Genomic DNA, 20,589 nt, shown 5'->3' with positions numbered 1-20,589 from the left:
GCGGTGCGATGCGTCGCGGTCAGTGCGCAGTGATCCAGCCGGCGATGTCGGCGATCACCTTCGCGTCGACGTTCGCCTTGGCGTGGTAGTCGTGCGGGCCGGGCGGGTCGCCTGCCGGCATGAACGTGTGGCCGAGAAGCGGGTAGTCGACGAGCGTCACGCGTGCGTCGTCGGCGAAGGCTTCGCGCCAGCGCACGTAGTCGTCGGCCGGCGTGACCTGGTAGTCGCGGCCGCCCTGCAGCACGAGCATCGGCTGCGCGAGCGTGCGCGCGACGGCGACCGGATCGTAGCCGGCGAGATCGCGCCAGTACGCGGCCGGCAGCCCGAGCATGAGCGGCGTGTCGGCCGGCGTGCTCGCGTCGAGCGACTTGACCGCGTCGCGCTGGCGCTCGATCTCGGCGAGCGAGGCGTCGATATCACCGGCGGGCGTCACATCGAGCGTCGCGATATGGCGCATCTGGCGCACGACCGTGTCCTCGAGCGGCAGCGTCGGCGCGGCGAGCAGCACGAGGCCTGCGAGGTTGCCGTCGCGCTGGCCGATGCGTGGCGCGGCGAGCGCGCCGAGGCTGTGCCCGGCGACGAACACGCGGCGTGCGTCGATGCCGGCCTGAGCGCGCAGGGTGGTGACGGCGGCGAGCGCGTCGTCGACGGTCTCGTCGTCGAGCGTGAAGGCCTTGCCGACGTAGGCCTCGGGATGCGCCTTGGTGCGCTTCTCGTAGCGCAGCACCGCGATGCCGCGTTCGGCGAGGCCATGGGCGAGGTCGCGGAACGGCGCGTTGGGGCCGAGCGTCTCGTCGCGATCCTGCGGACCGGATCCGTGCACGAGCACGACGCCGGCGAACGGGCCTGCACCGCGCGGCAGCGTCAGCGTGGCGGGCAGGGCGGTCGCGCCTTCGCCGACGGCGAGCTCGCGTTCCTGCCACGCTGTCGATGTCTCGACGACGGAGTCCTTCGCCGGCGCCTGTGCGGGCACGAGCCAGAAGCCCGCGATCGTCTCGCCCTCGAAGACCATGCGCGCATCGAGGGCGAGCATCGCGAACGCGAGCGTCGAGGTCACGAACGGCTGCCCGCCGGCGATCTCGCCACGCACCGGGCTGCGCGATGCACGCGCACCGAGCTGTTTCGGTAATGACTGCCAGAGTTCCGCGAGCTTGCCGGCGAGGCCTTCCTGCATCTTCGGCGTCGTCATCGCGAGTGCGTCGTCGAAGCGATCCGCGTCGAGCAGGTCGAGGAAGGCTTCGGCGCGTGCAGCCTGCGCGGGATCGAGCGGTGCGGTGCTGGCCGGCGCCGGTGTCAGCGCACGCATGAGGAACCAGCCGCCCGCACCGATCGCAGCGGTGACGAGCACGATGACGAGGACGACGCGCTTCATCGGGCCACCCTCAGCGCGGGCGCTTGAAGAACAGCAGGATCGGCTGCAGCGGGCCGGTCTGCAGGGCGTTGACGAGCTCCCAGCCGTCGCGGCCTTCGCGCTGCAGCGCCGCGTCGAGCGCCTCGGTGTCGAAGGTGCCGAGCAGGCTCGGCTTGATGCGCACGGTACGGTAATCCCAGCGTCGCGAAGCGTCGGACACGATCGGTCTCCAGGGTCAGCTTTCGTCGTCGACCGGCTCCGCGGGCGGAGCCGGCTTGAGGCGCCCGTTGCGACGCAGCGCATCGCGCAGCACGTACTCGATCTGCGCGTTGAGCGAGCGAAGCTCGTCGTCGGACCAGCGTTGCATGGCCTCGATGACGGCGGCGCTGATGCGCAGCGGGTAGGCTTTCTTGTCGCTCACGGGCGCGCGTTCGTTCTCAGTACAAGGAGCCGGCGTTGACGACCGGTTGCGTCGCACGGTCGCCGCACAGCACGACGAGCAGGTTGCTCACCATCACCGCGCGGCGCTCGTTGTCGAGCTCGACCACGCCACGCTGGTTGAGCTGCTCGAGCGCGAGCTCGACCATGCCGACGGCGCCTTCGACGATGCGCGTGCGTGCGGCGACGATCGCACTGGCCTGCTGGCGCTGCAGCATCGCCTGGGCGATCTCCTGCGCATAGGCAAGATGGCTGATGCGTGCCTCGACGACCTCCACGCCGGCCTTGGCGAGGCGTTCCTGGATCTCGTCGCGCAGGTGTGCGTTGACCTCCTTGCCGTGGCTGCGCAGCGCGATGTTGCCGTCGTCGTGCGCGTCGTACGGGTAGCTCGTCGCCATCTGGCGCAGCGCGGATTCGGCCTGGATGTGCACGAAGTTCTCGTAGTCGTCGACCATGAACACCGCTTCGGCCGTGTCGACGACCTGCCAGACGACGATCGCGCCGATCTCGATCGGGTTGCCGTCGCTGTCGTTGACCTTGAGCTTGCCCGATTCGAAGTTGCGCACGCGCAGCGACACGGGCTTGTGCGTGTAGAGCGGGTTGGTCCAGCGCAGGCCCTGCGCGCGCACGGTACCCGCGTAGCGGCCGAACAGCTGCATGACGCGGCCGACGTTCGGTTGCACAGCGAACAGGCCCTTGAACAGGAAGACGAGCAGCGCGAGCAGCAGCACGATCGGAATCACCTGGCCGGGTGCCGGATCGCCGCCGGGCGCGCCGCGGATGACCGACACGAGCCAGGCCACGGTCGCGCCCGTGCCGCCGAGCAGCGCGAGGAACGTGGGGATGCCGGGAAGCGAGAAGGCGGTGCGTTCATTCATGGCGAGGGTCTCCGTTCGGCGCGCTCGGGGCGCAGGCCGGAACCGTCCGGCCTGGAAGAAAGATATCAAATTGATATCTATTTGCAAGATGGCGCGGCGCGCCGCCCAGACGCCGACCATCGCCCCGGGTCCATGCTCGATCGCTTCCGCCCGTGATGCGTCGGCATGCATGCGCAAGCGCATCGACGCTTCGGCAAAGCGGAACCCGCGCAGCGGATTCCGCCGTGGGCGATGATCGACAGGGTCGCAGGCGAAGCGGGAGTGACGGACGCGCTGCCCGCAGCGCCGGTGCTCAGGGGCGCGGCACCGCGAAGCGCAGCCAGGGCGCGGGCACGTGTTCGCCGCTGACGTAGAACGTCGTGGCGTCGGCGTCGAAGCCGATCGCTTCGGCCTGCGCGATCGGCGGCAGGACGATGCGCCGTGGCGTCGAGGCGAAGGCCTTCGCCCAGTCCTGTCCTTTCGTGCGCGTGAACAGCCATGCGTCGCGGTAGGTCAGCACGATCGCGCGCGTGCCGGCGGCATCGATGTCCATGCCGGTCGGCCAGCCGCCGTACCGGGCGGCCGGATAACGGGCCTGGCGCTCCTGTGCGGTCGGGCGTGGAATCGCGGTGATGTCGACGACGTGTCGCGCGACCTGCACGCGGCCGTCGCCGGGTCCGAGCGGCAGGGCATAGACCTGCGGCACGGGCGTGCGCTTGGTGATGACGAGGATCTCGCGTGCGGCGACGTCGACGGAGAACGCTTCGGCATCGTGCGGGGCGTCGGGATAGCGGAAGCGCAGGCGCCAGTCCGGGCGCGCGTGGATCGTCGTGCCGGCTGCGGGTACCGGAGGTTCACGCAAGGCGATGATCTCGACGTCCTTGCGCACGCCGCCGTTGTCGCCGATGTCGCCGATCAGCAGCCACGGCTCGCCGTCGATCACGTACGAGGCCACGTCCTCCCAGTCGACCGCGCGCACGCCGTCGACGACCAGCGTGCCCAGTGCACGACCGTGCGCGTCGAGGGCACGCAGGGCGGCGGGGCGTGGGCAGTCGTTGTGCACCCAGAAGCGCCCGGGATCACGTCGCGAAACCGCGAGTCCGCTGATCTCGTCGAGCGAGGGATCGGTCACGAATCCGACCAGTTGTGGCGTGTCGGGTGTCGGTCCCGTCGTCCCGGCCTCAGGTACGGATGGTGCCGAATCGGCGTGCGACGACGGCATCGCAAGTGCGAAGGCGAGGGCGCACAGCGCACCCGTCATCACGAGGCTTGCGGCGCGCTGCATGCTCAGTGCGACGCGTCCGCGGGCAGCGCCTCGACGTGCCGGATCTCGATGCGGCCGAGCATGTCGAGCGCCTGATAGAAGCGCCACGGATCGCCGTCGCCGGCCGAGAACGCGATGTGGCCGGCATCGAATCCGGCGAGGGCCGCGTCGTAGCTGCGCCAGCGGTCGCCGGTCCAGGCCTGCACCCAGGCGTGCGGCACGAACACGTTCTTCTGTCCCGCGAACCCGGGCGTGTAGGCGAGGCCGTCGACGACACGCGTGGCGATGCCGACCGAACGACCCAAGGCGGCGAGCAGCACGGCGTGCTCGGTGCAGTCGCCGCGCGGGTCGCGCACGACCTCGAGCGCGGAGGCGTAGCCGACGCCGAGGCTCTTGTCGGTGATGTAGCCCCTCACGAACGACTCGAGCGCGAGCATGCGCGCGGCATCGCCCTCGACACCGTCGGTAGCCTTGCGCGCGAGCGCGACGACTTCGGGCGCATCGCTCTGCAGCCAGTCGTTGGCAGCGCGGTCGGCCGCCTCCGGAGGCTTGCCGAACCCTGCGCGCGCATCGCGGTGCACGTCGACGACGAGCTGCGAGCCTTTCCGCTTCACGGTCTGCTCGGCGGTGTCACCGAGTGAGAGCGGCGCGCCGCGGTCGCGGGGCTTGAGCATGTAGCGCAGGCCACGTCCGAGTTCCTCGCGGCCGAGCGTGCGCGGCACGTGGACGAGCGTGCGTTCGAACACGTCGGAGGACTGGTTCGGCGCGTTCGCGCAGGCCTCGTCGCACTCGAGCATGACGAGTTCGACGCCGAGCATCGGCGTGGACAGCTTGCGGATGCGGCGCTCGTCATCGATCCACGCGGTGCTGACGATCCCCGTCCCCGGGAACTCGAAGGCCTGCTCGACGCGATGCAGGCGCGTGCGACCCGAAGCGAGCGAGACCGTCTCGGTCGCGCCGATCGTCCTCGTGATCGCGATCGCCGACAGGCTCGACGACATGAACGACAGCTGCCGGTCGCTCGCGCCCTTGGTGAGCGGCGTGTCGAGGCCGGCCAGACGCAGGCCCTCCGGAAGCAGTGCGCCGTCAGGCCAGGCCATCTCGCGCTCCTGCCATTCGTCTGCGTTGCGGATGCGCACGCTCACGCGGCCGTTCGCCACGCGTCCCTCGATGCGTGCTTCGTTGCCGGTCAGGTGCGAGGCGTTCGTGAACGCGATCGGCTCGCCGGCGAGCGTCTCCTCGCTGGTCTCGGTGCTGCTCATCGCGACCCGGGTGCCGGCGCGATCGAGCTCGAGATCGAGCTGCTGGGTTGTGACGACGCGGTCGTCACGCACCTCGCGCAGGTTGTGGAACCGGCCGATCTTGCGGCCGTCGAGCAGCACGGTGAACCACTGGTCTTCCGCCGGAGCGGCGTGGACCCCGAGCGGGGCGAGCAGGAGCAGGACGAGGAGAAGGCGTGACATGGACGGTGTCATGGGGGCGAATCCCGATTGTGCCAGCCGTGCGCGTCGCGTGCGCGGCCCGCCGTGGCGCGCTGTACTACACTCGCGCCCCCGTCCACGGAACCCGCGCATGAAACCGTTCGGCACCCCGCATACCGATACCGCGATCCGCGCCCTGCTGCTCGGCTCGGGCGAGCTCGGCAAGGAGGTCGCGCTCGAGTTGCAGCGCTTCGCCGTCGAGGTCATCGCCGTGGATCGCTACGCGAATGCGCCGGCCATGCAGGTCGCGCACCGCAGCCATGTCGTCGACATGCTCGATGGCGCGGAGATCCGCCGTCTCGTCGAGCTCGAGAAGCCCGACCTCGTCGTGCCCGAGATCGAAGCGATCCACACGCCGACGCTGGTCGAGCTCGAGCGCGAGGGCCTGCACGTGGTGCCGACCGCGCGCGCGGCGTGGCTCACGATGAACCGCGAGGGCATCCGCCGCCTCGCCGCCGAGGAACTCGGCTTGCCGACCTCGCCGTACCGCTTCGTCGACACGCGAGAGGCCTATGCCGAGGCGGTCGCGGCACTCGGCTTCCCTTTCGTGATCAAGCCGGTCATGAGTTCGTCGGGCAAGGGCCAGAGCATCGTGCGCGAGGCCTCGCAGCTCGATGCCGCGTGGGACTACGCGCAGTCGGGCGGCCGTGCCGGCAAGGGCCGCTGCATCGTCGAGGGCTTCGTCGACTTCGACTACGAGATCACGCTGCTGACGGTGCGCCATGCCGGCGGCACGACGTTCTGCGCGCCGATCGGCCACCGCCAGGACGCCGGCGACTATCGTGAATCGTGGCAGCCGCAGGCGATGCCGGCCGCGGCGCTCGCCGAGGCCGAGCGTCAGGCCCAGGCCGTCACGGCCGCGCTCGGCGGCTACGGCCTGTTTGGCGTCGAGTTCTTCGTCAAGGGCGATGCGGTGGTGTTCTCGGAGGTGAGCCCGCGTCCGCACGACACGGGCCTGGTCACGCTGGTCTCGCAGGACCTGTCCGAGTTCGCGCTGCATGCGCGCGCGATCCTCGGCCTGCCGATCCCGTCGCTGCGCGCGCTCGGCCCGTCGGCCTCGTGCGCCGTGCTCGTCGAGGGTGACGGTGACCGCATCGTGTTCGACGGCGTCGCCGAGGCCCTCGCCGAGCCCGACACCGCGCTGCGCCTGTTCGGCAAGCCCGAAGTGCGCGGCCAGCGCCGCCTCGCGGTCACGCTGGCGCGCGGCGACAGCATCGAGGAAGCGCGTGCCAAGGCCGTGCGGGCGGCTTCCAAGCTGCGCGCGACGGTGGACTGAGCGCGCGCGCTCAGTCCATGTCGAGCGATTCGATGTTGCGCCAGTTGCCGAGGTGCAGCACTTCGAGCGGGCGGAAACGCGCCTTGTAGTCCATCTTCGGGTGGTTGCGGATCCAGAAGCCGAGGTAGACGTGCTCGATGCCCCATTCGGCGGCAAGGCGGATCTGGCTCAGGATCGCGAACGTACCGAGCCCGCGGGCGTGCTCGGCGGGATCGAAGAACGTGTAGACGGCCGACAGACCGCTCGCGCAGACGTCGGTGACGGCGACGCCGACGAGGCGCCCCTCGACGCGGAACTCGACGAAGCGCGTCGGGCTCCAGGTCGTGAACAGGAAGCGCGGGAAATCCTCGGGATGGACGTCGTCCATGCCGCCGTCGCGATGGCGCTCCTGCAGGTAGCGCCCGTAAAGCGCGTAGCGTTCGTCGTTGATGCCGGCTTCGCAGACCGACACCTCGACGTCCGCATTGCGGCGCAGGCAGCGGCGCTGGCTGCGGTCGGGTTCGAAGGTGGCCACCGGGATGCGGCAGGCCACGCAGGCGCGGCAGCCCATGCAATGCGGCACGTAGACGTGGCCGCCGGCGCGGCGGTAACCGCGCTGCAGGCCGTGCTCGTACAGCGCCGGCAATTGCGGCACGCTCGGATCGATGACGAGGTTCTGTGCGGTGCGGTCGGCGAAGTAGCCGCAGGGGTGCGGCAGGGTCTGGAAGAGGCGGACGACGTCGGAGCGCATGGGCGGATTCTAATCAGGGCACGGCCCCCCGCAACTGCGATCAGGACGACAGATATGAAATCCCGATCAGCACGACCACGCCCGCGATCAGGCCGAGCAGGACCATGCGCAGGCGCGTCGAGCTGGCCCGGTGCCGGCGCACGGTGTCGAGCGTGCGCGCGGCCGCCAGCTCGTCGGCGAACCGTGTCGCAGGTTCCAGACCCGCTTCGCGAAGGACCTCGCGGGCGCGCGCCTGATCGTTGGCGTGGGTGACCCAGACCTGTGGCCAGGCTTCGCCGTCCTTTCGCTCGGAATAGCTGAACCGCTTCCAGGCGCCGCCCTGCCACGAATTTCGGTTCTGGATCGAGGTCTCGATGCCGGCCTCGCCGAGCAGCGCGACCACGCGCTTGACGTTCTCCTGGCGGGGCGAGGTGTAGATCTGGCGCATCGTGGGGTCCTCAGGCTTCGGGCGTGACGCGGATCATGCCTTCCTGCGCCGTCGAGGCGACGAGCGTGCCGTCGCGCGTGTAGATCATGCCGCGGGCGAGACCGCGCGAGTCCTGCGCGCTCGGGCTGTCGCAGCTGTACAGCAGCCATTCGTCGACGCGGAAAGGCCGGTGGAACCACAGCGCATGGTCGAGGCTGGCCATGCGCACGTTCGGCTGCAGATAGGAGATCGCGTGCGGGAACGTGGTCGTGCCGATCAGGTGGAAATCCGAGGCGTAGGCGAGCAGCGAGCGGTGCAGCACGTCGCCCTCGGGGACCTCGTCGACGAGGCGGAACCACACGTTCTGGTACGGCGGCTGGCGCGTCGGGTTGGCCTCGTTGCGCGGGTGCACGTGGCGGAACTCGAACGGGCCGGCGTTGCTGAGCCAGCGCCTGGTCTGGGCCGGCACGCGCGCGAGGTCGTCGGGCGGGATCAGGTCGACGACCGGCAGGTCTTCGGGCTTCGGCACGAGCGGCATCGGGAACTGGTGCTCGGCGCCTGGCTGGGCGACGTGGAACGACGCCGTCATCGCGAAGATCGTCTGGCCGTGCTGGACCGCGACGACGCGGCGTGCCGAGAAGCTGCCGCCATCGCGCGTGCGCTCGACCGAATAGATGATCGGCGCCTCGACGTCGCCCGCCCGCAGGAAGTAGGCGTGCAGCGAGTGCGCCGAGCGGTCGCCGTCGACGGTCTGCTGGGCGGCCGACAAGGCCTGGCCGAGCACCTGGCCGCCGAACACGTAGCGCGTGCCGATGTCGCGGCTCTGGCCGCGGAACAGGTTGTCCTCGAGCCGCTCGAGCTGCAGCAGCGTGATGAGTTCGCGGACGACGGGAACGGCCATGGAGCCTGCGCACGAATGGGCGGGCCAGTATAGCGGCTGTGTCGTGCGCGCTCGTGCGGGAGGCGGGCGATCCGGCGCGGTCCGGGCCGTTGCGGAGATCAGTCTCCGCTGTCGGGCACGAGCTTCCTGAGGCCGCTTTCGGCCAGCACGCGCGGCCACGGGAACAGCGGACCCGGATCGACGCGGCGCGGCAGATGGATCGCCGGATCGTCGCTGGCCGGCTCGGTGCGCCGATCGAGCTCGTCGTGGCCGGCGATCCAGCGCAGGTTCGGGTGGTCGGCGCGCAGACGTGCGAGCAGCGCGAGCAGGGCGTCGATCTGGGCGGCGGTGTAAGGCTCGGTGAACGCCTGGCGGCGCGAGTCGGTCCAGTCCGGATAGCGCCCGAGGTTGACCATCTCGATGCCGATCGAACGCGGATTGAAGCCGGCCGTGTGGTGGGCGACGCGCGTGTCGGCGACGAAGCGGAACGTGCTGCCGTCACGGTCGACGTAGTAGTGCCCGCTGTTGCCGGTCTGCGACACCTCGTAACGCACGCGCTCGCCGTACTCGCGGGCGATCGCGAGGTCGGGCAGCTCCGTGCAGTGCATGACGACGAGATCGACGGTGGCGCGTGCACGCGCGTCGAGGCGCGCCTCGTACGGCAGGGGCCAGTCCTGGATCGCGAGTTCGCTCATGTCGCGAGTGTCGCACGGCATGGGGTCAGGTTCATTTTGCCGGCAGAGCCGCGGGCCGGAGCTGGGGTCAGGTTCATTTTTCCCGACGCACCGTTCCTTGGCGTGGGGTCAGGTTCGTTTTCTTCGTACATGTCCGTTCGAGCGGAACGGCACTTCGGGAAAAATGAACCTGACCCCATACCGGATCTTGTGCAACAGAAAAAATGAAACTGACCCCGGTCTTCAACCTGATCCGGGATCTCGGGTGTTCTGGCATGCTGCGCGCCGACGGGGAGCATGTGCCGATGACGATCGACCGCATCGAACTCAATGGCGAGGTCGCCGACGCGGCGGCGCTCGCGCGGCTCGCGCAGGTCAACTACGGCCATTTCACCTCGATGCAGGTGCGCGACGGCGGCGTGCGCGGGCTCGACCTGCATCTTGCGCGGCTCGACGCAGCGACGCGCGAACTGTTCGGCATGCCGCTCGAACCCGACACGGTGCGCCTGCTGCTGCGCCAGGCGATCGCCGGCGACGCCGACATGTCCCTGCGCGTGACCGTGTTCTCGCGCGCGTTCGACCGAACCCGTCCCGAGCGCACGTCTGCGCCCGATGTGCTCGTCGCGGCCTCGGATCCTCGCGGGCCGCACGAGGCGCCGCTGCGCCTGCGTGCCGTCGCGCACGAGCGCGCCGCGCCGCATATCAAGCACGTCGGCACGTTCGACCTGTTCCACCGCGTGCGCGAAGCGCGCCTGGCCGGTGCCGACGACGTGCTGTTCACGACGCGCGCCGGGGCGGTTTCCGAGGCCTCGATCTGGAACGTCGGCTTCCGGGACGGCGCGCGCGTGGTCTGGCCGAACGCGCCGGCCCTGCACGGCATCACCCAGCAGGTGATCACGCGCGGACTGCGTGCGCGAGGCATCGAGGTGGTGTCGCGCGAGATCACGCTAGACGACGCGAAAGGCTTCCGGACCGCGTTCGTCTGCAATTCGTCGACACCGGCCTGTGCGATCGCCGCGATCGACGGCGTCGTCCTGGCGCGTGACGAGGCTGCGCTCGAGCTCGTGCGCGCCGCGTATGCTTCCCAGCCTCTGGAGCGGCCATGAGTGCTCGTGGTGATCACCTGCGGCGTGTTGCGGCCGCGCTCGTCGCGGCGACGGCCGCGTTCGCGCTCGGCCTGCAATACGGCCTGCTCGTCGCCGCGAAGCGCGAGACGTCCGGTGTCGCGCTCGCCACGCTCGAGTTCCTGAGCTACTTCACGATCCTGAGCAACCTCATGGTCGCCGTCGTGACGACGGCCGCGGTCGCCGACCGGCCCGCGCGGCTCCTCGGCGAGGGCGTGCGCGGTGCGGTCGCGGTCTACATCGGCGTGACCGGGCTCATCTACGTGACGGTGCTCGCCGCGCTGTGGCAGCCGACGGGCTGGCAGCATGTCGCCGACACCTTGCTGCACGCGGTCGTGCCGCTGGCGTATCTCGCATGGTGGGCGTGCTCGCGACCGCGCGGCGGACTGCGCCTCGCACACGTGGCTTGGTGGCTGGCCTGGCCGGCCGCCTACCTCGCTCTGGTCCTCGCACGCGGGGCCTGGCTCGGTGCGTATCCGTACCCGTTCATCGACGTCGGCGTGCTCGGCGCGAACCGGGCGTTCGTCAATGCACTGGCCGTGGCCGGGGTATTCCTGGTCGTCGGCCTGATCGTGCTCGGGGCGGATCGCCTGCGCGCGCGTGCAGGCGGCTGAGGTTCGCTGCTACTGTGGGCGACCCTAGGTCATCCGGACGTCCATGCCGCAGCTGCTCCTGATCCCGCGCGTCGCGCTCGCGTTCACGCTGATCGTGCTCAACACGGTCGCGCACTGCATCCCGCTGTTCGCGCTCGCGATCGTCAAGCTGCTGCTGCCGATTGCCGGCGTGCGGCGCACGCTGTCGCTCGCGATCGCGGCGATCGGCGAGAGCTGGATCGCTGTCAACAGTGCGCTGATCGCGAGCCTCGGCGGCACGCGCATCCGCGTCGAAGGCGGTGAAGGGCTGCGTCACGACGGTTGGTACCTCGTGCTCTGCAACCATCAGAGCTGGGTCGACATCCCGGTACTGCAGAAGGCGTTCAACCGCCGCATCCCGCTGTTGCGCTTCTTCCTCAAGAGCGAGCTCGTGTGGGTGCCGATCCTCGGCCTCGCGTGGTGGGCGCTCGATTTCCCGTTCATGAAACGCTACTCGCGCGCGCTGCTCGAGAAGCGCCCGGAGCTGCGAGGCAAGGACACCGAGGCGACGCGGCGCGCCTGTGCGAAGTACCGCCAGCTACCCGTCTCGGTCATGAACTTCGTCGAGGGCACGCGCTTCACGCCGGCCAAGCACGACCAGCAGGCGTCGCCGTACGTTCACCTGTTGCGTCCACGGGCGGGCGGCATCGGTCTCGTGCTCGGCGCGATGGGCGACATGCTCGAGGCGATCGTCGACGTGACGATCGTCTATCCGAACGGTCAGCCCAGCGTGGTCGATCTCATGGCCGGTCGCGTGCGCGAGGTCGTCGTGCACGTCGACGTGCAGCCGGTCCCGGCCGAGTTCGTCGGCGCGGACTACGAGAACGACGAGGCGTTCCGCGAACGCTTCCAGGCCTGGGTCAATGCGCTGTGGGCGGCCAAGGACGCGCGCATCGAGGCGTTGAAGTCCCGCGGAACCGCATCCGCATCGGCACCTTGACCACCCCGGTCTTCCGCGCAATCTGAACCGCCCGCGCGTCCCGGTGTGATGCGCGTCACGTTCCTGCCGATCGCGCAGGGCGGGGTGCATCCGCATCGCGGCACGGCGCGTACGCCTCCCTGATGACCCGCGCGGGGCGCGGGTCATCGCCCGTCCTCACCAGGGAGTGCGCCATGCCGATCCACCGTGTCGTCACGACACCCGTTTCCACGCTCGTTTCGCTGCGCAGCCGTTGCGCCTTGCTCGTCGCGTTCCTGTTCGGCGGCGATGCGTTCGCCCAGGAGCTGCTCGGCCTCACCGATGCCAACGTGCTGGTGCGGTTCTCGGCCACGTTGCCGGCATCGGCGCCGTCGGCGCAGCCGATTGCAGGCCTCGCCGCCGGCGACGACCTCGTCGGCATCGACATCCGCCCGGCCACGGGCGTGCTGTACGGCCTGGCCTCGTCGGGCAACCTCTACACGATCGATCCCTCGACCGCGCAGGCGACCCAGGTCGCGGTACTGACGCAGGCGCCGAGCGGCATCCGGTTCGGCGTCGACTTCAATCCGGTCGCCGACCGTCTGCGCGTGGTCAGCGACAACGGCCAGAGCCTTCGCATCGACGTGGGCACCGGCGCGACGACACTGGACGGATCGATCAACCCTGCCGGCCCGCAGGTGGTGGCGGTCGGCTACACGAACAGTGTCGCGGGCGCGACGACCACTGCGCTGTACGACATCGATCGCGCCGGCAATCAGCTGCTGCTGCAGGCGCCGCCGAACGACGGTACGGTCAGTGTGGTCGGTCCGCTCGGCGTGACGATCGAGGACGGTACCGGCCTGGACGTGCTGTCGGTGGGTGGCGGCAACACGGCGTACGCCGTGCTGCGCGTCGCCGGCACGACCGCGCTGTACACGATCGATCTCGCGAACGGCGCGGCGACCGTGGTCGGCAATCTCGCCGGCAATCCGGTGATCGTGGGACTGACGTCGAGCCCGTCGCCGGTCGCCGGCGCGCCCGCGCTGTCGGGTACCGCGGTCGGCCTCGACGCGGCCAACGGCCTCGTACGTTTCCCGACCGCATCCCCCGCGAGCGCGGGATCGGTGCTTCCGGTCACGGGTCTGGCGGGTGGCGATTCGCTGCTCGACATCGATTTCCGTCCTGCCACCGGCGAGCTCTACGCGCTGGCGTCGTCCGGGCGCCTCTACGTGGTCGATCCCGCCACGGGCGTGGCCACGCCGGGCGCGCAGCTGTCGGTCGCGCCGAATGGCGGCGTGTTCGCGATCGATTTCAATCCCACCGTGGACCGCCTGCGTGTGGTGAGCAACACGGGGCAGAACCTGCGCGTGAACGTCGCCACGGGCGAAGCGATCGTCGACGGTTCGATCAATCCGGCGGCACCGCAGGTCGCCGGGGCGGCCTACACCTTCAGTGCACCCGGTGCGACGAGCACGGGCCTGTACGTGCTCGATGCCGGCAGCGACGCGCTGGTCCTGCAGAACCCGCCCAATGCAGGCACGCTCGTGCCGATCGGTGCCCTCGGTGCCGCGTTCGATGCGCCGGGCGGGTTCGACATCCTCAGCGACGGGGCGACGAACACCGCGTACGCGGCGCTCGCCAGCGGAGGCACGACGACGTTCCACGTCATCGACCTGATCTCGGGTGCGGCCACGCCGGTCGGTGCGGTCGGCGGCAATCCTGCGCTGCGAGGCCTCGCCGTGACGAGCGCCGTCATCGGCGGACCGGGCGGTCCGGATGGCGACGCCGTGCCGCTGCCGCTCGATGCGCGCTGGGCGATGCTCGCGCTCGTCACGCTGCTGATGGCGGGAGGAGCCTTCACGCTGCGTCGACACGCGTCGACACGCCGAGGCTGATGCGGTCTCCCGGTCGCGCCGCATGGCGCGGCCGGGCGTGCATCACCAGTCCAGCGTGCCGCGGATCGCGACCACGCAGCGGCCGCCGATCCAGACCTCGCCATCGGCGTCGATGCCGACCTCGACCACACCGTCACGGCCGACTTCGCGGCCCTGGCTCGCGCGATAGGGGGTGCCGAGGTCCGCAAGCACGCCATCGGCCGTGAGCAGCGCGCCGATCGCCGCGTTCGCGCTGCCGGTGACGGGATCCTCCGGAATGCCGTCGGCCGGGCAGAACGCACGTACGACCACCGCCGGATCGCCGCCGGTCGCGGCGTACACGGCGACGCCGACCGCCGCGTTGCCGAGCGTGAAGGCGGCCATCGCGGCGAGATCGGGTACGAGTCCGCGCACCGCGGCTTCGTCGCGCATCGCGACGCACCACCACAGCGGGCCGTTGTCGACGAGGCGCGGCGTGCCGACGTCCGCTCCGGCGAGCGCGATGCGCAGGCCTTCGCGCTCGGCCGCGTCGGCATCGCGCCAGCTCGCGCGCGGTGCGCGCACGTGGACGCGACGCGAGGCGCCTTCACCGTCGATGCGCACGGGCAGCAGGCCGGCGGCGCACTGCTGCACGAGGCGGCCGTCACGAGGCACGACGAGGCCGGCGTCGAGCGCCGCGAATGCGCTGCCGACGCTGGGATGGCCGGCAAACGGCAGTTCCTGGCGCGGCGTGAAGATGCGCACGCGGTAGTCCGCACCTGCATCGGTCGACGGCAGCAGGAACGTCGTTTCGGACAGGTTGGTCCATGCCGCGAAGCGCTGCATCGTGGCCGTGTCGAAGCCGTCGCCGTCGAGCACGACCGCGAGCGCATTGCCGGCGCCGGCGCGGTCGGTGAACACGTCGAGTTGCAGGAACGGTCGCGGCGGCATGGTTCGGCTCGGCAAGATCGGGCCGGCATCATGCCATCCGCCACGTGCCGTCAGCCTGCGTCGACGGTCTCGACGAAGATCTCGTCGCTCGGCGTGATCGGCGTGCAGCCACCCGCATCGACGCGCGCCGTGATGTCGGCGACCATCTGCAGATAGACCGGGAAGGCCTGGTCGTTGATGCCGGCGCCGCTGCGGATCATGAACGCGCCGTAGAGGCCGCGCGAGGTGTCGAACCACGGGAAGAAGCCGAACGCGCCGAGGCTGTGCGAGAACGTCGGCTCGCCTTGCGGTCCCGGCGCGATCCAGTTGCCGAGACCGTAGCGGATCGGCGCCACCGCGTTGTTGGGCGCGTAGGCGATCGGCCGGTCGCCGACCTGGTCCTCGACGATGAGCCGCACGCTGGCAGGCTTCAGCACACGCACGCCGTCGCCGCGGCCGCGGTTGGCGAGCATGTGCAGCAGGCGCCCGTAGTCGGGCAGGCTGCTTTGCGCACTGCCCGAGATGCGGTAGTTCGCGGTCGGACCGAGGCCTTGCCAGTCGATCGTCGTGATGCCGAGCGGTGCACCGACCTCGCTGCGCCAGCGCTGCTCCCAGTCGCCGCCGCCGACCACTTCGGCGACGCGCCCGGCGACGTGCATCGAGATGCCGCCGTAGGCGAACTGGCCGCCCATCGTGTAGCCGCTCTCGAACGGCCGGCAGCAGGCGATGCGTTGCACGGCTTCGGCGAGCGTGATCGTGTCGTCGCCGAGCACGGGCGCGCTTTCGTCACCGCCGTAGCCGGCCGTGTGGCTGAACATGCGGCGCAGCGTCATCGTGCCTTTCTCGCCCGTGAAGGCGGGGAGGTAGGTCGACACGGGCGTGTCGAGGCCCGCCTCACCGCGTTCGATCACCTGCGCGATGCGCACCGCGCTCGCGAGCTTGCTCGCCGACGCGAGCGCGATCACGGTCTGTGGCGTATAGCTGCCTAGATAGCGCTCGGCGAGCACACCTTGTGTCGTGCCGACGAGCATGCCGCCGCCGGGCAGGCCTTCGCTCGCGACGAGCGCGGCGAAGCGCGCATGGGCGTCGTCGAATCGGCATTCGACTGCGTGCGCGGACGGCGTGGCGAGAACGAGCAGGATCCACAGCGGCACACGGGGCATCGGCGCGACTCCTTGGCGGGATGTCGTCAGGCAACGCTCGGGCGCGGCTTCGGTTGACGTGAAGGTCGAGGCCGCGCGGAACGTGCGTCCTCGGCGCGCGCTCAGCGGCGACGTGGCGGAGCTGTCGCGCCGGTCGCGGCCCTGGCACGTGTCGCGACCCACACGCGGTGACGCGAGCCACGCCCCGCATGCGCGCGCACGGGAACCTCGTCGACCGCGAAGCCGGCCTGGCGCAGGCGCGTCGTGAACGCGGGATCGGCATGCGCCGACCACACGGCGAGCACGCCGCCCTCGCGCAGCGCGGCATGCGCGGCGGCGAGCCCTGCTGCCGAGTAGATCGCGTCGTTGTCGCGGCGCGTGAGTCCCTCGGGGCCGTTGTCGACGTCGAGCAGGATCGCGTCCCATACGCGCGTGGACGAACGGATGAGGCGCCCGACATCGCCTTCGACGACGCGCGTGCGCGGATCGTCCAGCGGCCGGCCGGCGTGCTCGCCGAGCTCGCCGCGGTTCCACATCACGACGCCGGGAACGAGTTCAGCGACCGTCACCTCGGCGTCGTCGCGCAGATCGCCCAGCGCGGCCGCGAGCGTGAAGCCCATGCCGAGCCCGCCGACGAGCACGCGGGAGCCCGCGCGCGACGCGATCGGTGCGCAGCCGATGTGGGCGAGTGCATCCTCCGAGCCGTGCATGCGCGTGGACATGAGGTCGCCGCCGTGACCCGCGATCTTGATCGTGAAGTGCGCGCCGTCACGGAACAGTCGCAATTCGCCGCCACCCGGAATCGGTGCGGTGTCGAGCAGCGGCATGCGTGCGGTGGGCATCGGCGACAGGGGCTTGGCAGGGGGCGAGATGGTACGCGACGCGCAAGCCGGGCGTGCCCGAGGGTGGACATTCCGCGCCGGGGCGGCTACACAGGCGCGCGCACCGTCTCATCGGAAACCTTGTCGTGAAGAAGTCCTACGCCGGCCTGCTGGCCGGCCTCGTCCTGCTCCTCGCCGCCTGCGGCACCACCCCGCGTCGCGACGCGCCTCCTGCATCCTCTGCTGCGGCCCCGCTCAAGATCGCGAGCTGGAACATGGAGCACCTCGCCGAGACCGACGGTACCGGCTGCAAGCCGCGCACCGAGCCCGACTACGCCGCGTTGCGCGCCTATACCGCGACGCTCGATGCCGATGTCGTGGTGTTCCAGGAGGTCGAGTCGCAGGCTGCGGCCGAGCGCGTGTTCACGCCGGACCGCTATGTCGTCGTCATGTCCACACGTCCCGACAGCGGCCGTCATGGCCCGTGCCGCCGCGGCGGCGATGCCGGCGGCCTGACGATCCGCCGCCAGAGCGTCGGCCTCGCGATCCGCAAGGGCATCGCGTTCGCGCGCAATCCCGACCTCGAGGCGCTCGGCGTCGGCAACCCGGACCTGCGCTGGGGCGTCGACGTGACGATCGCGCGCGGCGAGCCGGTGCGCCTGCTCGGCGTGCATCTCAAGAGCGGCTGTGCGCGCGGCGACAGCGGCGAGGCCTGCGAGGTGCTGTTCGACCAGGTGCCCGTGCTGCAGCACTGGATCGAGGCGCGCGCGGCCGAAGGCACCGCTTTCGCGATCCTCGGCGACTGGAACCGTCGCCTCGCGCTGGCCGGCGACCCGGTCTGGAAGCAGCTCGGAGAGGCCATGCCGGCCGGCCGCGCGCTGACCGATGCCGCGGGTGGCCGCGGCGCCACCTGCAAGCAGCGCTTCCCCGACTACATCGACCACATCGTGCTCGATCCGCAGGCGGCGGCGCGCATGCAGGCCGGTTCGTTCGAGGAATTCGCCTACGGCGTGCCCGAGGCCGAGCACCCGTCGGATCATTGCCCGATCGCGGTCCGCCTCGACTGACTCGGTCGCGCGCACTGGAGAAGCGCGCCGCGACTGGCTACCCTTGCGCCCCGTTTCCGGCCGGTGGCCGCGCGCCCGCGCGTGCCGCCCGCTCCGCCACCGACACCGAGCAGGTATCCCCATGGGCAGAGGCCCGAGCATCGAAGGCCGCAAGAATGCCGAGGACGCGCGTCGCGGCAAGATCTTCACCAAGCTGATCCGCGAGATCACGGTCGCCGCGCGCCAGGGCGCCGATCCGTCCGCGAACGCGCGCCTGCGCATCGCGATCGACAAGGCGCTGTCCTCGAACATGTCCAAGGACACGATCGAGCGTGCGGTCAAGCGCGGCTCGGGTGCCGACGGCGCCGACAACATGCAGGAGCTGCGCTACGAGGGTTACGGCCCGTCGGGCGTCGCGCTGATCATCGACACGATGACCGACAATCCCGTGCGCACCGTGGCCGACGTGCGCCACGCGCTCGGCAAGCACGGCGGCAACCTCGGCACCAGCGGCTCGGTCGCGTTCCAGTTCGCGCGCGTCGGCGAGATCGTCGTCGACACCTCGGCCGAAGGTGCCGAGGACCGCGTGCTCGAGCTCGCGCTCGACGCCGGCGCCGACGACGTGCAGGCCGAGGCCGGGCAGAGCACCGTGCTGTGCGCGCCTGACCAGTTCGAAGCGGTCAAGAAGGCGCTGGTCGACGCAGGCATCGAGCCGGTCTCGGCCGATGTGGTGATGCGTCCCGAGAACCGCGTCGCGGTGACCGGCGACGCCGCCGAGACGATGGCCGACCTGCTCGAGTGGCTCGACGAGCTCGACGACGTCCAGGACGTCTACCACAACGCCACGCTGCCGCAATAAGCGACGGTCTCAGACACCTGACGCGCGCGGGCGCAGTGCGAGCAGCGTGATCGCGCCCGCGACGAGGCCCCAGAAGGCCGAGCCGACGCCCCACAGCACGAGGCCCGAAGCGGTCACGAGGAAGGTCACGAGCGCGGCCTCGCGCGCGCTTTCCTCGTGCAGGGCCGCGGCAAGGCTGTTGCCGATCGTGCCGAGCAGGGCGATGCCGGCGATGGCCATGACGAGTTCCTTCGGGAATGCCGCGAACAGCGCGGCCACGGTCGCTCCGAACAGGCCGACGACGATGTAGAACGCGCCGGCCGCGACCGCGGCGACGTAGCGGCGCGTCGGGTCCTCGTGAGCTTCGCGGCCCATGCAGATCGCCGCGGTGATCGCGGCCAGGTTGAGTGCGTAGGCGCCGAACGGTGCGAGCACCGCATTGGTGACGCCGATCCAGCCGATCGTCGGCGACACCGGCACGGCGTAGCCCGAGGCGCGGATCACCGCGACGCCGGGCACGTTCTGCGAGGCCATCGTCACGACGAACAGCGGCAGCGCGATGCCGATCATGGCTTGCCACGAGAACGCCGGCAGCGTGAACACGGGGCTTGCGAGCTCGAGGTGAACGACCTCGACATGCAGCGTGCCGTCGAGCGCCGTGATGGCGACGCCGACCGCGAGCGTCGCGATCACCGCGTAGCGCGGCGACAGCCGCCGCATCGCCAGCCAGGTCGCGAACATCGCGAGGGCGAGTCCCGGGCGCGCCTGCATCGCGCCGAACAGGTCGAGCCCGAAGCGCAGCAGCACGCCGGCGAGCATGCCCGAGGCCAGCGCGATCGGGATGCGTCGCATCGCGCGCTCGAACACGCCCGAGAAGCCGCAGGCCGCCATGAGGATCGCGCAGGCGAGGAACGCCCCCGTCGCTTCGGCCAGCGGGACCGCCGTGGCCGTGCCGATCAGCATCGCCGCGCCGGGCGTCGACCACGCGGTCACCACCGGCATGCGATGGCGCAGGGACAGTCCGATGCAGGTGACGCCCATGCCAAGGCCCAGCGCCCACATCCACGAGGCGATCGTCGCGTCGTCGGCGCCGAGCGAGCGCGCGGCCTGGAACACGATCACCGCGGAGCTCGCGAAGCCGACGAGGACGGTGACGAAACCGGCGACGATCGCGGACGGCGAGGCATCGCGCAGCAGGCTCGGTCGACTCAAGGCGGATTCCCCGAAAAATGCGCATTGTCCGCGCAGGCGCACCACGTCGCCAGCGGCGAGGTGCCGCGTGACGGAGTGGCAACGCCGTGCGAACGTTTCGTGAACGAAACCGCTGCGAGCATCGCCGCCCCGCCACCCCGGGTGGCTCCGACGAGAGGAAGCGTGCTTGCCGACGCGCACGACGAGATGGATGGCCGGCGCGCTCGCGCTCGCGGCCGTGATGGCGCCCGACGCGGCGTCCGCGCAGCAAGGCGATGCGGTGTTCGCCGACGGCTTCGAGCCTGCCGGTGCGGGCGACACGTGGTCCGAGGTGCTCGCGATCCACAACGATGCACGCGAACTCGTGTCCCCGCCGGCCGATCCTGCACTGGAGCCGCTGCGCTGGGACGCCGGCGTCGCCGCGACCGCGCAGGCGTCCGCCGACCGCTGCCTGTGGTCGCACAGCAGCACCCCCGGCGTCGGTGAGAACCTCTACGCGCGTACCGGCGACGTGCGTCTGCCGGGCGAGGCTGCGCTGGCGTGGGTGGCCGAAGCGTCGGACTACGACTACGCGAGCAACAGCTGCGCGAGCGGCGAGACCTGCGGCCACTACACGCAGATCGTGTGGCGATCGACGACGTCGGTCGGCTGCGCCATGCAGGTCTGTACCAGCGGTGGACCGTGGGGCGGCACATGGACGATTTACGTCTGCCAGTACGCACCGCGCGGCAACTATCTCGGCGAACGACCCTACTGA

At 70.6% G+C, this 20,589-nt stretch carries 22 protein-coding genes; 8 read left to right on the top strand and 14 right to left on the bottom strand.

The genetic code is table 11. The annotated features are described in order from the left end of the window. Window positions 1-19: 19 nt before the first annotated feature. From ACQQ2N_RS18580 to ACQQ2N_RS18555, 6 genes are all read right to left on the bottom strand, one after another. Window positions 20-1,372, bottom strand: coding sequence for an alpha/beta fold hydrolase (locus ACQQ2N_RS18580; protein WP_440223061.1), 1,353 nt, complete (start codon window positions 1,370-1,372; stop codon window positions 20-22). Between the two features lie 10 nt (window positions 1,373-1,382). Further along, on the bottom strand, window positions 1,383-1,571 hold the full coding sequence (locus ACQQ2N_RS18575) for a DUF4177 domain-containing protein (RefSeq protein WP_440223060.1): 189 nt from the start codon (window positions 1,569-1,571) through the stop codon (window positions 1,383-1,385). Window positions 1,572-1,586: 15 nt separating this feature from the next. After that, window positions 1,587-1,772: an Arc family DNA binding domain-containing protein gene (locus ACQQ2N_RS18570; protein WP_440223059.1), complete on the bottom strand. Its 186-nt coding sequence runs from the start codon at window positions 1,770-1,772 to the stop codon at window positions 1,587-1,589. A 16-nt stretch (window positions 1,773-1,788) separates the two neighbouring features. After that, on the bottom strand, window positions 1,789-2,667 hold the full coding sequence (locus ACQQ2N_RS18565) for an SPFH domain-containing protein (protein ID WP_440223058.1): 879 nt from the start codon (window positions 2,665-2,667) through the stop codon (window positions 1,789-1,791). A gap of 292 nt (window positions 2,668-2,959) precedes the next feature. After that, window positions 2,960-3,778, bottom strand: a complete 819-nt coding sequence (locus tag ACQQ2N_RS18560) for a hypothetical protein (RefSeq protein WP_440223057.1) — start codon at window positions 3,776-3,778, stop codon at window positions 2,960-2,962. A gap of 155 nt (window positions 3,779-3,933) precedes the next feature. Then, window positions 3,934-5,373 carry a transglutaminase-like domain-containing protein gene (locus ACQQ2N_RS18555; protein ID WP_440223056.1) on the bottom strand — a complete coding sequence of 480 codons (1,440 nt, stop codon included), beginning with the start codon at window positions 5,371-5,373 and terminating at the stop codon, window positions 3,934-3,936. Window positions 5,374-5,482: 109 nt separating this feature from the next. Here ACQQ2N_RS18555 and purT point away from each other — a divergent pair, with 109 nt between their 5' ends. Continuing rightward, window positions 5,483-6,667, top strand: coding sequence for a formate-dependent phosphoribosylglycinamide formyltransferase (gene purT, locus ACQQ2N_RS18550; RefSeq protein ID WP_440223055.1), 1,185 nt, complete (start codon window positions 5,483-5,485; stop codon window positions 6,665-6,667). A gap of 10 nt (window positions 6,668-6,677) precedes the next feature. Here purT and ACQQ2N_RS18545 read toward each other — a convergent pair whose 3' ends face one another. The 4 genes from ACQQ2N_RS18545 to ACQQ2N_RS18530 all read right to left on the bottom strand — a co-directional run bounded on the left by ACQQ2N_RS18545 (window position 6,678) and on the right by ACQQ2N_RS18530 (window position 9,399). Next, complete coding sequence (locus ACQQ2N_RS18545; RefSeq protein ID WP_440223054.1) at window positions 6,678-7,397, bottom strand: arginyltransferase; 720 nt, start codon at window positions 7,395-7,397, stop codon at window positions 6,678-6,680. Between the two features lie 40 nt (window positions 7,398-7,437). Continuing rightward, a complete protein-coding gene (locus ACQQ2N_RS18540) occupies window positions 7,438-7,824 on the bottom strand; it encodes a putative signal transducing protein (RefSeq protein ID WP_440223053.1) in 387 nt (128 codons plus the stop codon). Between the two features lie 10 nt (window positions 7,825-7,834). Further along, window positions 7,835-8,704: an acyl-CoA thioesterase gene (locus ACQQ2N_RS18535; protein WP_440223052.1), complete on the bottom strand. Its 870-nt coding sequence runs from the start codon at window positions 8,702-8,704 to the stop codon at window positions 7,835-7,837. Window positions 8,705-8,802: 98 nt separating this feature from the next. Further along, a complete protein-coding gene (locus tag ACQQ2N_RS18530) occupies window positions 8,803-9,399 on the bottom strand; it encodes an N-acetylmuramoyl-L-alanine amidase (RefSeq protein WP_440223051.1) in 597 nt (198 codons plus the stop codon). Between the two features lie 233 nt (window positions 9,400-9,632). Between ACQQ2N_RS18530 and ACQQ2N_RS18525 the strand changes: the two genes are divergently transcribed. From ACQQ2N_RS18525 to ACQQ2N_RS18510, 4 genes are all read left to right on the top strand, one after another. Next, complete coding sequence (locus tag ACQQ2N_RS18525; protein WP_440223050.1) at window positions 9,633-10,463, top strand: aminotransferase class IV; 831 nt, start codon at window positions 9,633-9,635, stop codon at window positions 10,461-10,463. Beyond that, entirely contained in the window at window positions 10,460-11,095 is a 636-nt protein-coding gene (locus ACQQ2N_RS18520; protein ID WP_440223049.1) for a Pr6Pr family membrane protein, read from the top strand. Before ACQQ2N_RS18525 ends, ACQQ2N_RS18520 begins: the two co-directional genes overlap by 4 nt. A 43-nt stretch (window positions 11,096-11,138) precedes the next feature. After that, window positions 11,139-12,053: an acyltransferase gene (locus ACQQ2N_RS18515; RefSeq protein WP_440223048.1), complete on the top strand. Its 915-nt coding sequence runs from the start codon at window positions 11,139-11,141 to the stop codon at window positions 12,051-12,053. 173 nt (window positions 12,054-12,226) lie between these two features. Next, entirely contained in the window at window positions 12,227-13,906 is a 1,680-nt protein-coding gene (locus tag ACQQ2N_RS18510) for a DUF4394 domain-containing protein (protein WP_440223047.1), read from the top strand. Window positions 13,907-13,948: 42 nt separating this feature from the next. On the opposite strand, the gene ACQQ2N_RS18505 is transcribed toward ACQQ2N_RS18510, so the two are convergent. From ACQQ2N_RS18505 to ACQQ2N_RS18495, 3 genes are all read right to left on the bottom strand, one after another. Beyond that, a complete protein-coding gene (locus ACQQ2N_RS18505; RefSeq protein WP_440223046.1) occupies window positions 13,949-14,815 on the bottom strand; it encodes a PhzF family phenazine biosynthesis protein in 867 nt (288 codons plus the stop codon). A 50-nt stretch (window positions 14,816-14,865) separates the two neighbouring features. Further along, window positions 14,866-15,957: a serine hydrolase domain-containing protein gene (locus ACQQ2N_RS18500; RefSeq protein ID WP_440223045.1), complete on the bottom strand. Its 1,092-nt coding sequence runs from the start codon at window positions 15,955-15,957 to the stop codon at window positions 14,866-14,868. 101 nt (window positions 15,958-16,058) lie between these two features. After that, window positions 16,059-16,778: a hypothetical protein gene (locus ACQQ2N_RS18495; protein ID WP_440223044.1), complete on the bottom strand. Its 720-nt coding sequence runs from the start codon at window positions 16,776-16,778 to the stop codon at window positions 16,059-16,061. A gap of 125 nt (window positions 16,779-16,903) precedes the next feature. On the opposite strand from ACQQ2N_RS18495, the gene ACQQ2N_RS18490 reads away from it, so the two are divergent. Both ACQQ2N_RS18490 and ACQQ2N_RS18485 read left to right on the top strand, forming a co-directional pair. After that, entirely contained in the window at window positions 16,904-17,824 is a 921-nt protein-coding gene (locus tag ACQQ2N_RS18490; protein ID WP_440223043.1) for an endonuclease/exonuclease/phosphatase family protein, read from the top strand. Between the two features lie 121 nt (window positions 17,825-17,945). Beyond that, entirely contained in the window at window positions 17,946-18,662 is a 717-nt protein-coding gene (locus ACQQ2N_RS18485; RefSeq protein WP_440223042.1) for a YebC/PmpR family DNA-binding transcriptional regulator, read from the top strand. A gap of 9 nt (window positions 18,663-18,671) precedes the next feature. Here ACQQ2N_RS18485 and ACQQ2N_RS18480 read toward each other — a convergent pair whose 3' ends face one another. Then, the gene (locus tag ACQQ2N_RS18480; RefSeq protein ID WP_440223041.1) at window positions 18,672-19,853 is read right to left on the bottom strand and encodes a benzoate/H(+) symporter BenE family transporter; all 1,182 of its coding nucleotides are present in this window, start codon (window positions 19,851-19,853) and stop codon (window positions 18,672-18,674) included. Window positions 19,854-20,043: 190 nt separating this feature from the next. Here ACQQ2N_RS18480 and ACQQ2N_RS18475 point away from each other — a divergent pair, with 190 nt between their 5' ends. Then, complete coding sequence (locus ACQQ2N_RS18475; RefSeq protein WP_440223040.1) at window positions 20,044-20,589, top strand: CAP domain-containing protein; 546 nt, start codon at window positions 20,044-20,046, stop codon at window positions 20,587-20,589.

The organism is Dokdonella aquatica (genome assembly GCF_051987395.1).
Classification (GTDB): domain Bacteria; phylum Pseudomonadota; class Gammaproteobacteria; order Xanthomonadales; family Rhodanobacteraceae; genus Dokdonella.
The sequence above is the reverse complement of the archived record's forward strand: the minus strand, read 5'-3'. Positions and strand labels throughout refer to the sequence as shown.